This window comes from Sphingobium wenxiniae (genome assembly GCF_007830065.1).
Lineage (GTDB): Bacteria > Pseudomonadota > Alphaproteobacteria > Sphingomonadales > Sphingomonadaceae > Sphingobium > Sphingobium wenxiniae.
The window spans coordinates 1-14304 of sequence record NZ_VLKK01000036.1 but is presented as its reverse complement, the minus strand read 5'-3'; the positions used below and the strand labels follow the sequence as shown (position 1 = coordinate 14304).

Annotated in this window: 15 protein-coding genes and 1 pseudogene; 4 read left to right on the top strand and 12 right to left on the bottom strand. The window is 64.9% G+C overall.

What is annotated here, in order from left to right:
- Both IQ35_RS19830 and IQ35_RS21785 read left to right on the top strand, forming a co-directional pair.
- A partial coding sequence (locus tag IQ35_RS19830) for a Tn3 family transposase (RefSeq protein ID WP_145075958.1) occupies positions 1-746 on the top strand: 746 nt, incomplete at its 5' end.
- Positions 689-1396: a response regulator transcription factor gene (locus IQ35_RS21785; protein ID WP_092960468.1), complete on the top strand. Its 708-nt coding sequence runs from the start codon at positions 689-691 to the stop codon at positions 1394-1396. The genes IQ35_RS19830 and IQ35_RS21785, both read left to right, overlap by 58 nt.
- Before the next feature lie 95 nt (positions 1397-1491).
- On the opposite strand, the gene IQ35_RS19820 is transcribed toward IQ35_RS21785, so the two are convergent.
- Entirely contained in the window at positions 1492-2130 is a 639-nt protein-coding gene (locus IQ35_RS19820; RefSeq protein ID WP_061779849.1) for a DUF2306 domain-containing protein, read from the bottom strand.
- Between the two features lie 182 nt (positions 2131-2312).
- Here IQ35_RS19820 and IQ35_RS19815 point away from each other — a divergent pair, with 182 nt between their 5' ends.
- The gene (locus IQ35_RS19815) at positions 2313-3188 is read left to right on the top strand and encodes an AraC family transcriptional regulator (protein WP_092960470.1); all 876 of its coding nucleotides are present in this window, start codon (positions 2313-2315) and stop codon (positions 3186-3188) included.
- Here the strand turns inward: IQ35_RS19815 and IQ35_RS19810 are convergent.
- The 11 genes and pseudogenes from IQ35_RS19810 to IQ35_RS19760 all read right to left on the bottom strand — a co-directional run.
- Positions 3168-3998 carry an IS5 family transposase gene (locus IQ35_RS19810; RefSeq protein WP_145075955.1) on the bottom strand — a complete coding sequence of 277 codons (831 nt, stop codon included), beginning with the start codon at positions 3996-3998 and terminating at the stop codon, positions 3168-3170. The genes IQ35_RS19815 and IQ35_RS19810 overlap by 21 nt on opposite strands.
- Before the next feature lie 458 nt (positions 3999-4456).
- Positions 4457-6484 carry a TonB-dependent receptor gene (locus tag IQ35_RS19805; protein WP_061779850.1) on the bottom strand — a complete coding sequence of 676 codons (2028 nt, stop codon included), beginning with the start codon at positions 6482-6484 and terminating at the stop codon, positions 4457-4459.
- A 117-nt stretch (positions 6485-6601) separates the two neighbouring features.
- A complete protein-coding gene (locus tag IQ35_RS21980; RefSeq protein WP_272867547.1) occupies positions 6602-6763 on the bottom strand; it encodes a copper chaperone PCu(A)C domain-containing protein in 162 nt (53 codons plus the stop codon).
- 77 nt (positions 6764-6840) lie between these two features.
- A complete protein-coding gene (locus tag IQ35_RS19795; protein WP_061779852.1) occupies positions 6841-7533 on the bottom strand; it encodes a superoxide dismutase in 693 nt (230 codons plus the stop codon).
- 138 nt (positions 7534-7671) lie between these two features.
- Positions 7672-8103, bottom strand: a complete 432-nt coding sequence (locus IQ35_RS19790) for a DUF2946 family protein (RefSeq protein ID WP_061779853.1) — start codon at positions 8101-8103, stop codon at positions 7672-7674.
- Positions 8104-8621: 518 nt separating this feature from the next.
- The gene (locus tag IQ35_RS19785; RefSeq protein WP_158636726.1) at positions 8622-9698 is read right to left on the bottom strand and encodes an FAD-dependent monooxygenase; all 1077 of its coding nucleotides are present in this window, start codon (positions 9696-9698) and stop codon (positions 8622-8624) included.
- On the bottom strand, positions 9601-10443 hold the full coding sequence (locus IQ35_RS19780; protein ID WP_145075949.1) for an alpha/beta fold hydrolase: 843 nt from the start codon (positions 10441-10443) through the stop codon (positions 9601-9603). The genes IQ35_RS19785 and IQ35_RS19780 overlap by 98 nt, the downstream gene beginning before the upstream one ends.
- Before the next feature lie 29 nt (positions 10444-10472).
- Positions 10473-10805, bottom strand: coding sequence for an OmpW family outer membrane protein (locus IQ35_RS19775; RefSeq protein WP_158636725.1), 333 nt, complete (start codon positions 10803-10805; stop codon positions 10473-10475).
- A gap of 147 nt (positions 10806-10952) precedes the next feature.
- The gene (locus IQ35_RS19770; RefSeq protein ID WP_145075946.1) at positions 10953-11891 is read right to left on the bottom strand and encodes a LysR family transcriptional regulator; all 939 of its coding nucleotides are present in this window, start codon (positions 11889-11891) and stop codon (positions 10953-10955) included.
- A gap of 44 nt (positions 11892-11935) precedes the next feature.
- Positions 11936-12862, bottom strand: coding sequence for a LysR family transcriptional regulator (locus tag IQ35_RS19765; RefSeq protein ID WP_092960472.1), 927 nt, complete (start codon positions 12860-12862; stop codon positions 11936-11938).
- A 70-nt stretch (positions 12863-12932) separates the two neighbouring features.
- Positions 12933-13748: pseudogene (locus IQ35_RS19760) on the bottom strand (IS3 family transposase); the annotation flags it as partial.
- A 66-nt stretch (positions 13749-13814) separates the two neighbouring features.
- Between IQ35_RS19760 and IQ35_RS19755 the strand changes: the two are divergent.
- Positions 13815-14304: IS6 family transposase (locus IQ35_RS19755; protein ID WP_145075942.1), on the top strand; the 490-nt coding region annotated here is incomplete at its 3' end.

Sequence of the window (14304 nt, the reverse complement as noted above, 5' to 3'; positions counted from 1 at the left end):
CGGTCAGCGAAGCACCTTATCTACTCGACGGGCTGACGATGAATGAGGCAGGGCGACGGATCGAAGAGCAGTACGCCGACACTGGCGGGTTCACCGATCATCTGTTCGGGATCAGCGCGATGCTCGGCTACCGCCTTGTACTGCGCATCCGCGACCTCCCATCCAAACGACTGTACGTGTTCGACCCTGCCGCGACGCCGAGCGAATTGCGCCCGCTGGTGGGCGGCAAGGCGCGTGAGGCGCTGATCGTTTCCAACTGGCCCGATCTGTTCCGCTGCGCCGCCACCATGAGCGCTGGACAGGTCGCGCCGAGCAGCATCTTGCGCAAGCTCGCCTCCTATCCGCGCCAGAACGATCTTGCCTCTGCGCTGCGCGAGGTGGGCCGGATCGAGCGGACGCTGTTCATCATCGAATGGATACTCGACGTCGGCATGCAGCGCCGTGCACAGGTCGGCCTCAACAAAGGCGAGGCACATCATGCGCTGAAAAATGCCCTGCGCATCGGCCGTCAGGGCGAAATCCGCGACCGCACGACGGAGGGTCAGCATTACCGGATCGCCGGCCTCAACCTGCTCACCGCCATCATCGTCTACTGGAACACCCTGCACCTTGGCCATGCCGTTGAGGCCCGGCGCCGCGAAGGGCTCGATACCCCCGACCATCTTCTCGCCCATATTTCGCCGCTCGGATGGGCACACATCCTCCTCACTGGCGAGTACCTTTGGCCCAAGGACGCCGGCGCTTAGGGTGTCATTCCGCCCTCAGCCGGAACCGACCCCTCGACGATCAATTGTCGGTGCGGGAGGCCGTGGCCGATCTGCTCGCCTCTGTCGGACTAGCCACACGCGGCTACGCCTCGGTGACGGAGTTTCGCGAGCGGGACGATCCCGCCTGTCCCGGCTGCCTGGTGCTGGACGTGCGCATGCCAGGCAGCAGCGGCTTCGACCTGCTGGCCACCATGACGGCTGAGGGTAACCGCCTGCCGGTCGTCTTCGTCTCCGGGCACGGCGACATCGCCATGGCGGTGCGCGCGATGAAGGCGGGTGCGGTCGACTTTATCGCCAAGCCGTTCAACGACCAGCATCTGATCGACGCGGTCAACGCCGCGATTCGCCAGGACGGGGTGCGCCGACGAGCGGACCGCGCCGTCGCCGACGCCGCCCGCCGCCTGGCGAGCCTGAGCGACGGCGAATGGGACGTCATGCGCCTGACCGTCGAGGGCCTTCGTATCAAACAGATTGCGGACCGACTGACCATCAGCGAGATCACCGTCAAGACCAGGCGCGCCCGAATGATGCAGAAGCTGGGCGCCACCTCCCTGATGGAACTCCTGCAGATTCACTCGCTGGGATCGACGAGAAATGGGGGAGCGCGCGGCGGGGACTTTGACCTTTGAGGTTAGAGGGGCAGCGGTCCTTCCGGTCGCCGGAATCGTTCGCCCTCCCCGCCGGCACGAGCACCGATTGCCGTTCTTAGGCGACGGGCATCGGCTCAAAGGGCCCCGCTCGCGAGCCCACGGGCTCTGAGCCACCACTCCGCAACGATCAGATTGGGCACCCAGCACCCCCACGAAACCGCGCGATAGGCCATCACGAAATCGGTGCCAGCCAAGCTTGCAAGCGGCAGGTATAGCCTGAGCGTCACCGCGGACAACGCCAGGGCGGCGCTGCGTGTCATCCACACATGGTGGTCGGCGAAGCGCCCCCCTCTCGCGGCGGTCAAGCCCCGTGCCGTCGTCGCCATCCAGCCAAGAGCGAGGGCGGTGAAGCCCGCTGCGCTGATCGCCCCGCCCAGCGCCGATGGCGCGATCCAAAGGGCCGCAGGCGCGGCCACGAACACCAGTCCGACATAGGCTCGACCGATCCGGCGATGAGCCAGTCTATGCCGCGCCCGAAAGCCCGGATGCAGTTGGAACGGCACCGCGATCAGCGCCAGCGCGGCTGGCACCGCATGCAGCGTCAGCGCAACCGGATGGATGGCGACATTCGGCAGCGGCGCAGCGCCCGGCTTGCCGGGCAGGCCGTAGCGCAGCGAAATCAACCCCACCCCGATGGGCAAAATAGCGGCGAGGATCGCAAGGGCAGGCCGGCCGCGCTTGCCCTTGCGATTATCGAGAGTGAGCGAGGGCATGGCCCCATCCCTTCCCATAAGGACTCCGCTTGGCTGACAGGCATAGAGTGACGTTATCGGTCACGATGGTGCATCCGGTATGACACGCGCCAAGCGCGCTGGTGGAGCACAGTTAAGCGCATGATACCGGACGATCCAGCTTGCAGAGTCCGCCAAATCGTCGCCATCGTCCAGCTATGACGATGGACCCTTTGTCGGATGTGCTGAGGCTGCTCAAGCCTACCAGCTTCGGGCTTCGCGGCCTCAATGCAGGCGGGAACTGGCAATTGCATTTCCCGGCCAGTGCGGGGATCAAGGCTTATGCGATCGAGTCCGGCACCTGCTGGATGCTGCTCGACGGGGGCGGCGACCCGGTACGGCTCGGTGCGGGCAATGTTGTCCTTCTGCCCGGCCGCTCAGCGTTCAGGCTCTACACCTCCACTGCGGCCGAGCCGATCAATGCCTTCCAGTTCTTCCCCAGCTTTCCCGTCGGAACGACGGGCACCATCAATGGGGGCGGCGACTGTTTTGGCATTGGCGGCTTCTTCGATTTCGAGGGTCGACATACGGAGTTGCTCCTCAACGTGCTGCCAGCGGCCGTCCACATTCGATCGGAGGCGGGTCGGGCCGCGCTCGGAGTGCTGATCGATCGGCTCATGCAGGAATTGCGAGAACCCCAACTCGGCAGCGCGTTGATTGCCGGGCATCTTGCCCAGACATTGCTGGTCGAAGCACTTCGTCTGCACCTGGCAGACGCGCCTGGGCAAGCGCGGGGCTGGCTGGCGGCGCTGGGCGACTTGCGGATGCGCGCCGCACTTTCCGCCATGCATGCCGATCCGGCGAAACCCTGGACGCTCGCGAACCTTGCCAGAACTGCCGGCATGTCTCGGTCGAGCTTCGCCGCACACTTCAAGGAAACGGTCGGCGAGCCTCCGCTGGAATATCTGACCCGGTGGCGCATGATGCTGGCCGCCGACCGACTGGCGCAGGGGCGTACGACGCTTGCAATGGTGGCACCGACGGTAGGTTACAACTCAGTGTCTGACTCGAAAGTCCGCTCATCCTTCGTAATCCTTTGAAATTCGACGGGTTAGCATGCGGATGGAGGCTATGGTGGCCCAAGCCGTTGAGCTTTCGATGGACTGCTCCCAGTCCTTTGCGAGCCGCCGGCATCGGCCGAGCCAGGCGAATGTGCGCTCGACAACCCATCGCCTTGGCAGCACTTCGAAGCCGTGCGCTTTGTCCGATCGCTTGATGATTTCGAGGGTCCAGTCGCCGTTGCCCCGCAAGGCGTTGCGAAGCTTGTCGCCCGCATAGCCGCCATCGGCAAAGACATGGCGCAACCATGGGAAGCGATTGCGGATCGCTTTGAGCACATCGACGGCGCCGTCGCGGTCCTGAATGTCGGCAGCGTGGACGAGGATGAAGATCAAGAAGCCGCTGGTATCGGTGACGATATGCCGCTTGCGCCCCTTGATCTTTTTGCCCGCGTCGTAGCCCCGTACCCCGCCGCTTTCCGTGGTTTTGACCGACTGGCTGTCGATCACACCGGCACTTGGGCTGGCCTCGCGTCCCATCTGCTGGCGGGCGGTCATCACCAGCAACTGATTGATCGTGGCCAGCAGGCCGCTGTTGCGCCATGCATAGAAGTATCGCTGCACCGTCGAGAGCGGCGGGAAATCCTTGGGCAGCATCCGCCACTGGCAGCCGCTCGTTGCCAGGTAGAGGATCGCGTTCAGTACCTCGCGCAAGTCCGTCGCCCGCGGACGGCCACCTTGCCGCGCCGGCGGAAACAGCGGCGCGATCAAACACCACTCCGCATCCCGCAAATCACTTGGATAACGCAGACCCGCACGGCTATGCTGGCGCCGAGTGATATCGGTCCACATGATTGAATCCTGAAAGTTTTTGGCGAAACCACAGAATCAACCCTGTGCCAGCGCGTCAAGTGCAACCGACTGATATCACTCAACTACTTTTGAGGGCGGGCTCTCAGAGAGCGCCTTTGGCGCGGCCTTCAAACGCGTGCTGGGCCAGTCGCCACGTCAGTTCGTCCAGGCCATCGCCGCCGAGCGGTGATCGGGTCCGGCGTGCGAGGTCATCTCCGCCTGATGGGGCGGCAAGACCGCAACATGGCCTATCGCGGGAAATCGATCTCGACCGCTGCAAGCCAATTGAAACCGGACCCGATCCGCCGATCAACACATTCGCTCGACGCCCTTCATCTTGGAATCGAAACTGGCCAGCCCCTTCGCGCCAATGGGGGTCCGCATGGGATATCTTGTCGACCAAGAATCTCGGCCTTCACCGCATGATCGCCTGAAGGGTACCACTCGCGCCTGCATCGTCAGAACCGTGCCCGGACCGCGCCGAAGACGCTGCGCGGATCGGCGGGCGCGTGCAAGCGCTGCGTGCCATCGTACCAGACATATTCGTATCGATCGTTCGTCAGGTTGCGCACCTGCGCCGATATCTCGATCGCCTTCGTGATGCGGTACGCCAGTTCGGCGGTGAGTTGGAAATATTCTCCGTAACGCCCTTGGCTGTTGGCGGTGTTCAGCTCGTAGGAGGACTGGCCATTACCCCAGAGCGAAGCACGCCATGGCAGGGTTGTCGGCGCCCATTCGATCCCGGCGGTATAGACGTTCCTTGGGACGTGGTCGATCTCGTTGCCCGCGGTCAGCGGCGCGGCCGGATCGGGCACACGGATAATCGCCTTCTGGTGCGACCAGCTGGCCCAGGCCGACAGGCCGGGGAGCGGCTGCACGCTTGCCTCCAGGTCGAAGCCACGACGACGGGTGGCGCCTAGATTGTCGAACTCGCCGGACGGGTCATTGAGGCGGCGCTTCAGCTCGCCGGTCGCGGTCTGCTGCCACACCGCCGCGCGGGCGGTCAGCCAGTGGCCCTGTGACAGCTTGATGCCGCCCTCGAAGCCTTCGTTGATCGAGGCGGCGACATCGCGCACGCGCGGCGGCACGACATAGGCGCCCGAGCCTGCGCCGATCTGGAAGGTCCGGCCGAAATTGCCATAGGCGGTCAGACCGGGGACGGGCGTGACCGCGACCGACAGCTTGGGCTGGCTGATCGTGCCGTAATCATTGACCGGGTAGCTGAGGCCATTCAGCCGGTTGGTAAAAGACCCGCCGACCCGGTCGATCCGCCATGCCGGGGTGATGGTCAGCCAGCGCACCGGGGTCACGATCGCCTGCACATAGCCTCCGCCCACGGTCAGGTCGAAATTCTGGTCGCGCGTGGCGGCCGTGATGATCCGCCGGTTGGTGGTCCAGCGCAGGCTCCGGTTATGCTGCCACTGCACGTCGCCGCCCGCCTCGGCCATCAGCCAGTCGGCCGCATGCCAGTGCAGGCCGGTCATCACGCCATAATGGCCTTCGTCGGTCAGACGCTGCTGCTGCGGGACATTCGCCGAGAAGCGGACATAGCGATTGTCGTGGTTGGTCGTCGCATAGCCGATTGCGGTCAGCGACAGGTCCCGCGCCAGATCGGCATCGAGATGCAGGCTGTACTGGCCCAGTTCGCGCCTGCCACCGTCGGTTGCGGACACGTCGTAGGAACGCTGTCGGTCTGTATAGGCATCGGCATCGGTCAGATAGCCGGGCTCATCCGCCTCGCTACGGCTGTGACGCGCGATCAGGCCGAGCTTGGCGGGGCCGAAGTCGTAGAACCACTTGCCCGCGAAGTTCAGCCGGTCGAGATCGGCATGGTCGCGGAAACCATCGCTCCGCCGATAGGACAGCAGATAATTCTGGCTCAGCCGTCCGGCCTCGACCCCGGCCGACATCTGCGCATCATAGGTGCCGAAAGCGCCGACGATGCCGCGCGCGTCGAGATAGTTGCCGCCGATCCGCGTCTTGATATCGGCGCTACCAGCGATCGCGTGCAGCCCCCAGCGCGGATCGGACGTGCCGCGCACCAGCTCGACCGAGGCGATGTCGAGCGGGGAGATGAAGTCGATAAAGTCCATCCGCCCGGCATTGTCGTTGGACGGCACGCCATCGATCAGCAGCTTGACCGCATTGATCTCGCCCTCGCCGTTGAACCCGCGGATCGAGAAGCGGCCCGAGGTCGTGCCCTGGTTGAAGTCGGTCAGGACAACGCCGGGCACCCGGGCGAACAGCTCCCAGGCATTGTCGACATTCTGGCGCTGCGCGACGTCACCGCTCAGCACGTCGACCGAGGTCAGGACGTTGGCGGTCGAGCGCGCCATGGACTTCGCGGTAACGACAACCTCGTCTCCGCCGATCGTGACCTGGGTATCGGCGCGGGCGGGTGCATCGTCGCGCTGCTGCGCGGTGGACGGCGCAGCGATCAGGAAACAGGAGGTGGCGGCCGCCACCATCAAACCGGTCTTCGGCATAGTATCCCCCAAGACCCGCTTCGTCACGGGCCGAATGTGTTCGTTATGGTTGTGAACGGATGCGTCAGGCCATGCAGAGCCGGGCCAAAGCCTCGGCCCTTGCGCAAAAGCCCGCGGTCAGTCCGATCCGCATGATGTGGTTGCCGCCGGGGGCGGCGTCGCCTCGCTACCCGCCGGGATGTCGACGCCTCCGGCGAGCGGACGCATCCGCACGTTGCCGCCTTCGAGCGACATCGTGTGGATCTCGACCTTGGCCGCACGAGGCGCCGTGGCCGACAGCAGGCGCGGTCAGCGCGGCGACAAGCTTCGACGCGACACGAAAGGTCATGATCGATCCTTCGGCGTTCGGCGGCGGATCAGCGCGTGAGCGTCACGGCGTAGCGATCGGACACCGTTTTCCAGTCGACCACCTGCCACCAGCCATCGAGATAATCGGCCCGTCGGTTCTGGTATTTGAGGTAGTAGGCGTGTTCCCACACATCGTTGCCAAGGATCGGCGTGCCTTTGACCTCCGCCACATCCATCAACGGATTGTCCTGATTGGGCGTCGAAGTGATGGCGAGCGTGCCGTCGGCCTTCGCCACCAGCCAGACCCAGCCAGAGCCGAACCGCTTGGTCCCGGCTTCCTTGAACGCCGCCTTGAACGCGGCGAGCGAGCCGAATTGGCGATCGATCGCGGCGGCAAGCGCCGGCGACGGCTGTCCTGCCTGCGCGGGCGGGGCCATCGTCTTCCAGAAGAAGCTGTGATTCCAGTGGCCGCCAGCATTGTTGCGCACAGCGACGGGCAGCGTCCCGGCCTTTGCGACCAGCGCGTCAAGCGACTGGCCCTTCAGCGCCGGATCGGCTGCGACGGCCTTGTTGAGCGCGTCGACATAGGCCTGGTGGTGGCGATCGTGATGAAGCGTCATCGTCTGGGCGTCGATCACCGGCTCCAGCGCAGCGGCGGCATAGGGAAGCGGTGGCAGGCTGAAGGGAGCGGGCGCGACTTGCGCGACCGCCGAGGTCGCAACACACAGCGCGGCGACACCGAATATGGTGCTTTGGAACATGGGATTTGCTTTCGAGCTGGCTCTAGGCCCCGCATCGTCGATCGCGCGCGACCGAACAACGACAGGAGACATGGTTCGCGCGGCAGCCGACAGGACTGCGCGACGACGGTTTAGCTGGCCGGTTTCCCGGTCAATTCGTCAGACCGAAAGCGGAGGACCGCGAAGGGGTGGTCGCAGATAGGGGGCGGCAAGCGGTGCGATGCGTGGCGTCGAACGCAGCGCCATGATCGCGACGCTGGCAAGCGCGACGGCCAGCAGCACGACGTCGACGGCCCCCATAACCTGGGCGGACAGACCCGCAAAGGCACAGGGCATTTCAGGCTTGCCGTGATCTGTCGACTTGCCTTTGTCGCGCATGGTGCCCTGCGCCATGGCCATGGGCTGATCCATGCCTGGCATGACCATCGCCTCAGGCTGAGCCGCCATACCGGAACAGATCGTGAGGGTGATCCGCTCGTGATCGGACGCGATCATGTAGCCGGTGGGCACTAGCAGCTTCAACAGCATCGCGGCGGCACAAATCAGCACCGCGAGGTGGCGTTGCGCCAGGATATGCCGGAAAGCCTGCACGATCGGGTCGTTATCGTGAACGCCGTGTCATGTCACTTGGACAATCTGTCAGTGGCATCATGGGTTGGCCTGTTGCAATCGGGAGAAGAGATGGCCGCGCGTGACAAGCAGCCTCAATCGTCCCGTCATTCAAGCACGCAGAGAGGGTGACCCGCTCCCCGGACATCATTCCATGGGTGGGTTAACTCACCGGATGGAGACGAATGACGTGCCGGTCTGGCGCCGACCCCGCCTGCGCCTCACGCACCCTCTGCGCGCGCATATGAGGCGCGAAAACGGGATGTCGATCGGGCAGGCCAGGGTCGGTCACCTCCCCTGATGTTCGGCATCAGCCCGGTGTCGGCACCTCCGCCTTTCGGAAGCCGCCTGCGGCCGGAAGACCCCACGCTCGATCATTCTTGAGCGAGCGCTCGCTTCGGCCGATCGGGCACCCGCCGAGTGGCGTCGTCAGCCTGTCTCTCGGACGCCCATGTGCCATGCCGTTACGCCACCGGTCGGACGAACGGTGGCCAATTCCGTCAGTAGCGCATCGCACGGCTGGCTGGGACGCCTGACAATCGCGCGGACGCATCGAACTTGTGAATCCAGCCATAGCGTTCGGGGAAGCGATGCATCGCACGGTGCCGGGTCGCATCGGGAAGGCCCGCATCGGTATGGAGCGCGCGATTGGCGTCCCATGAGCTGCGCTGGATCAAACGTGTGCGCAGCGCGCGCTCCTTCTGATAGGCGGCAAAGCGTGCGTCGCGGTTGGATGACGTCAGTCCGTCGAGCATGGTCGCCAGCGTGATGGCATCCTCGATCGTCGTATTCGCGCCCTGCCCGTGATGCGGCAGCATCGCATGGACGGCATCGCCGATCAGCACGACCGGCCCGCGATGCCAGTGGCGAAGCGGCGGCGCGACAAACAGGCCCCAGCGACGCTCCACATCGCCCGCCGCGACCATCTGTCGGACGGCCGGGTGCCAGTCGGCGAAGGCCGCCACCGCCTCCCCCGGTTTGATCGGCACCGTCCCGCCGCTACCGGACCAGGCGGTGGGGCCCTCCACCACCGCGAAGAAGTTGACGTGCCCGCCATCGCTGCCGATCGCATAATGCAGCAGATGGGCGTCCTGGCCGATCCAGAACTGAATCGCCTGGGGATCGGGCAAAGCGTCCAGCCGCTCGACCGGCACGATGCCGCGAAACGCGCTCGTCCCGGAATAACGCAGCGGCTGCCCGCCCACCCATTGCCGGGTGATGGAGCGAACACCGTCGGCACCCACGACGATATCGGCCTCGACGGGATCGCGTCCCACGAAGTGGAGCGCCACCCGTTCGCCCACCGTCTCGATCCGCTCCAGCCGGTGCGCCAGATGAATATGCTCCGCCCCGACCGCGCGGCCCAGCGTCGTCTGCAGATCGGCACGGTGGATGCCGAGATAGGGCGCGCCGAACCGATCGCGATAGGCACCGCCCTTGCGCACCGCATGGGCCGCCAGGCGATCACCGGACAGCCCGTCACGGTAGATCAGCTCGGTCGGCTCGACCCCCGTCCGCTCCAGCTGGTCGATCAGGCCCAGCCTTCGTCGCCGTCTGGCGATACTCGGCCGGGGCATCGGCGAAATCGGCGATCGCCTCGGCCAGCCGTTCGGGCATCGAGTAATAGGGCGCATGGCTGGCCGGCAGCGACACGACCGCGACCGGACCGGGGAACTCCTTCTGCATCTGACGCTGCACGGCGATCGGAATCACGACATCGTCCAGCGCCTCGATATAGAGGCGTGGGATTTCCAGCGCGCGCCCCTCCATCGGATTGGGCGTGCCAAAGGGCACGGTCGACTGGGTCTGGATGAACTGTTCGGCAGGCGGCATTCCCTCGCCGGGATAATCGCCCATGAAAACTTCGCGGAGCCGTTCCAGTCGCGAGAAATCCGCCTGTAGCCCACGTCCCTCGTCGACCGGCTGGATCAGGTCCAGCGCGTGCGGCGTGCCCCGGTTGGGCTCGCCGGGCAGGACGAAGGTTTCCGGCGTTACACCGGGCGCGGTGAGGACCGCGGTCAGGTAGATCAGCCCGGCCACCTTGTCGGGATGGTGCTGCGCCAGCCACGAGATGGATGCACCGCCCAAGCTGTGCCCCAGAAGGATCGACTGCCCCTCGGCCCGTGCCAGGATGTCAGCGACTGGGCGGGTATAATGCTCCATGTCGACGACCGACAAATGGCCGCCATCGCCGGGCGTATGGCCGGTCAGGTCGGGCGCATGGACGCGGTAGCCGCGCGCTTCGAGAAGCGGGACGACCGCGTCATAGCAGGCGCCGCGGTTCAAGGCGCCGTGGATCAGGATGATATCGGTGACGGTCATGACATGTCTTCCTGTTCGAGCCGGGGGGATCAGAAGCGATATTGCAGGCCGACCTGCGCGATGAGGGGATTGAGCTGGACGCGCGCCGTACCCGGCACGAAGCCGTTCGGCGTGCCGAGCCGGAAGCGGGCGTTGGTGCTGGTCCAGACCTTGCTGGCCGCGCCGAACACACCGATCCGCTCGTTGAGCGGCACATCGATGCCGCCCGTGATCGCAGGACCGACGGTATTGCTGGTGCGGAAATCCTTCAGCACGCCGTCTTCGGTCTTGAAGATGATCGTCCAGTTCAGGCCGCCGCCGATATAAGGCCGCACCCCGCCCTTTCGCAAGGCTCGCGTATATCCATATGGTATTGAAGCCATTTTCCGCTTCCTCTCCATCTGCCGTCGCTATCTGTCGTGCGACTTGTCCCGAAGCGATTTCGCTTTCGTGGGGGCAGAATGTCGGGAGGTGCATCATGCGTCCAACACCAACTCCATATGATGGCCATACCCAAAAGGTTGGCCGGATCACGCCTCTTCGCCACCCCCGGTCATCCGCAGGATCGCGTCGGGGATGGGATAATCCCAGGCGCCGTACCGCTCGCGGATCACCGCCGCCATGGCGACCAGTTCGGGCGAGCGGTCATCCTTGCGAAAGCTCATGATGATCGGCGATGCGACCGGTTCGACCAGCGGGCGATAGCGGACGCCGTCGACCCGCAACCGGCGAACCGAGGCCGGGACGATGCAGACCCCCTCCCCAGCCGCGACCAGCCCGATCGCGATCTGCAACTCGCTGACCTCGTGCGCGATCACCGGGGTCACGCCAAGGTCGCGGAAATGGCCGACGACCTGATCGGCATAGCTGGGCCGCGGTGCATTGGGATACAGGATCAGCGGGTCGGTCGCCAGCGACGCCAGGGACACCCCGCCCCCCGCCGTCAGCGGGTCCGTGGCCGGAAGCGCGACGATCAGCGGTTCCTCGCGCAGCACCACCCGCGCCACGGCGTCATCCTCGAACCGGATTCGCCCGAAGCCGACATCGATCCGCCCGTCCTTCAGCGCGGCGATCTGCGACAGCGTGCCGCCCTGGATCAGCGACAGGTCGACCGAGGGCATCGCCTCCCGATAGGCCCGAATGATCGCGGGGAGGCGCGAATAGATGGTGGACGCGACGAAGCCGATCGCGAAGCGCCGTTGCTGCGACACCACGGCTTTCGCGATCATCGCATCCATATCGGCCATGCGCGCCAGGATGCTGATCGCCTGATCATAGACGAGATGGCCGATCGGCGTCAGCCGCAGCGGCTTGGCGGAGCGATCGATCAGGGTCGCGCCGACCCGTTCCTCGATCTGCTGGATCTGGCGGCTGAGCGGCGGTTGTGCGATGTGGAGACGCTCGGCGGCACGGGTGAAATTGCCTTCCTGCGCAACGGTTACGAAATAGCGCAGCTGCCGTATGTCCATCCTGTCATCCTCTCCAAAGCCGGCGGGTCGGTGGCAGCCGTGTGCTATTCATGGTCCGCCAGCAGCGCTTCGGGTACGCCATAGCCCCACTCGGTATATTTGCGGGCGATGATCCGCAGAACGGCGCGCAACTCGGGCGAGGCGTCGCCGACCCGGTGGCTCATGATGATCGGCGAATGGGCGGGTTCGACGAGATCGAGATAGCGCACATCCTCGGTCCGCGCCTTGCGTACCGACTCCGGGATCACCGCCACCCCCTCTTCGGCGGCGACCAGACCAATCGCGATCTGCAACTCGCGCGCCTCGACGATCTGGTTCGGGCTCAGGCCATTATCGTGGAACAGCGACAGGACCTGATCGGCATAGCTGGGACGCGATGCGCTGGGATAGAGAACCAGCTTTTCGCGCGCCAGGGCCGACAGGGATATCGGTCCGCCGTCCTGACCCAAATGGCTTCCCATCGGGACCGCCGCAACGAGCGACTCCCGCCGGAGCACGGTGCGCCGCACCGCCGGATCGTCGAAGCGGATACGGCCGAAACCGATATCGATCCGCCCCTCCTTCAACGCCGCGATCTGGTCCAGCGTCGGGCTTTCGACCAGTGTCAGCTCGACATCGGGCATCTCGGCCCGGAACTCGCGGAGCAGCGCGGGGAGGCGCGCATAGATGGTGGAGGCGACGAAGCCCATGGTGAACCGTCGCCGGTCGGTCGCGATCGCGGCATCCATCATCGTCCGCATGTCATCCACGCGCCGCAGCACCTGTACCGCCTGATCGTGCAACAGCTGCCCCATCGGGGTCAGCGCGAGCGGTCGGCTCGTCCGGTCGATCAGGGTCGCGCCGACCTCCGCCTCCAGTTGCTGGATCGACCGGCTGAGCGGCGGCTGCGCCATATGCAACCGTTCAGCCGCGCGGTTGAAATTCCGCTCGGCGGCCACGGTGACGAAGTAGCGAAGCTGACGCAGGTCCATAGGATCATACTCTCCAAGTATCGCCAGAAGACCATAATGATCTTTGCGCGTCCAGACCTGTCGTTGCCCCTTAATTTCCGGACAGTTCCTCACTGGTTGATTGGACGATGTATTCGCGCGGGGCGAGGTAGCCAAGTGCGCGATGCGGATGGACGGTGTTGTAGTGGTGGAACCAGCTGGGCAGCTGGTTGATCACGGCTCTGGCGTTGGGCTTTTCGGCGACGCGGACATAGTCTCGCTTCATGGTGCGCACGAAGGCCTCGGCCATGCCGTTGGATTGTGGGCTTTCGATGGGGGTTGTGCGCGGCCTGAGGTTGATCTCGCGGGCGAAGCGGCGGGTCTCTCTGGCGGTGTAGCAGCTACCGTTGTCGGTCAGCCACTCGATGGTAGAGGGCAGCCTGTTCACACGGCCGAAGCGGTGCTCGACGGTGGCGGTCATGAGGTCGCGCACATCCTCGGCAGATATGCCGGCAGTGGTGGCAACAAAGCCCATCGCCTCGCGATCGCAGCAGTCCAGAGAGAAGGCGACCCGCACCTTCTCGCCGTTGTCGCAGCCGATTTCGAAGCCGTCGGAGCACCAGCGGGTGTTGCGAGTATCGACGGCGACGCGCCCATCGTGGCGACGCTCGTCCGCCTTGCCGCTATGGCGCTGGAGCAGCAGGCCATGCACCTTCATCACCCGGTAGACCCGCTTGGCATTGGGCGCAGATGGCCCGCCATTGCGCGCCTGCCGCCGCAGGAGCGCGTGGATCCGGCGGTAGCCATAGGTCGGCAGCTCGGCGATCAGGGCCTGAATACGCGCGACGAGCTCTTCCTCGGGAAGCGGAGGTCTGCCGCGGCTTCGGGCAGCGGCCTTGCGTCTGGCTGACGAGAGATGCTGCCGAGACGGCTCTGTTGCAAACTCTGACACGGTTTCCAAGATTGGGCTCATGTACTGTCAAGGTCAGTTGCGATGAACGATTTCAAAGGACGGCATTTTACCGGCGAGGTCATCCTATGGGCGGTGCGCTGGTATTGTCGATACGGCATCAGCTACCGTGATCTCGAGGAAATGCTGTCCGAGCGTGGGATCGATGTCGATCATACGACGATCTATCGCTGGGTGCAGCGCTACGCGCCGGAGATGGAGAAGCGTCTCCGCTGGTTCTGGCGGCGCGGCTTTGATCCGAGCTGGCGTCTGGATGAGACCTACGTAAAGGTGCGGGGCAAATGGACCTACCTGTACCGGGCGGTCGACAAACGGGGCGACACGATTGATTTCTATCTGTCATCGACACGCAGCGCCAAAGCGGCGAAGCGCTTTCTGGGCAAAGCTCTTCGTGGCCTGAAGGACTGGGAAAAGCCGGCCAAACTCAATACCGACAAGGCACCCAGCTACGGCGCAGCAATCGCTGAGCTGAAACGCGAAGGCAAACTGGCGGCGGAAACCGAGCACCGGCAGG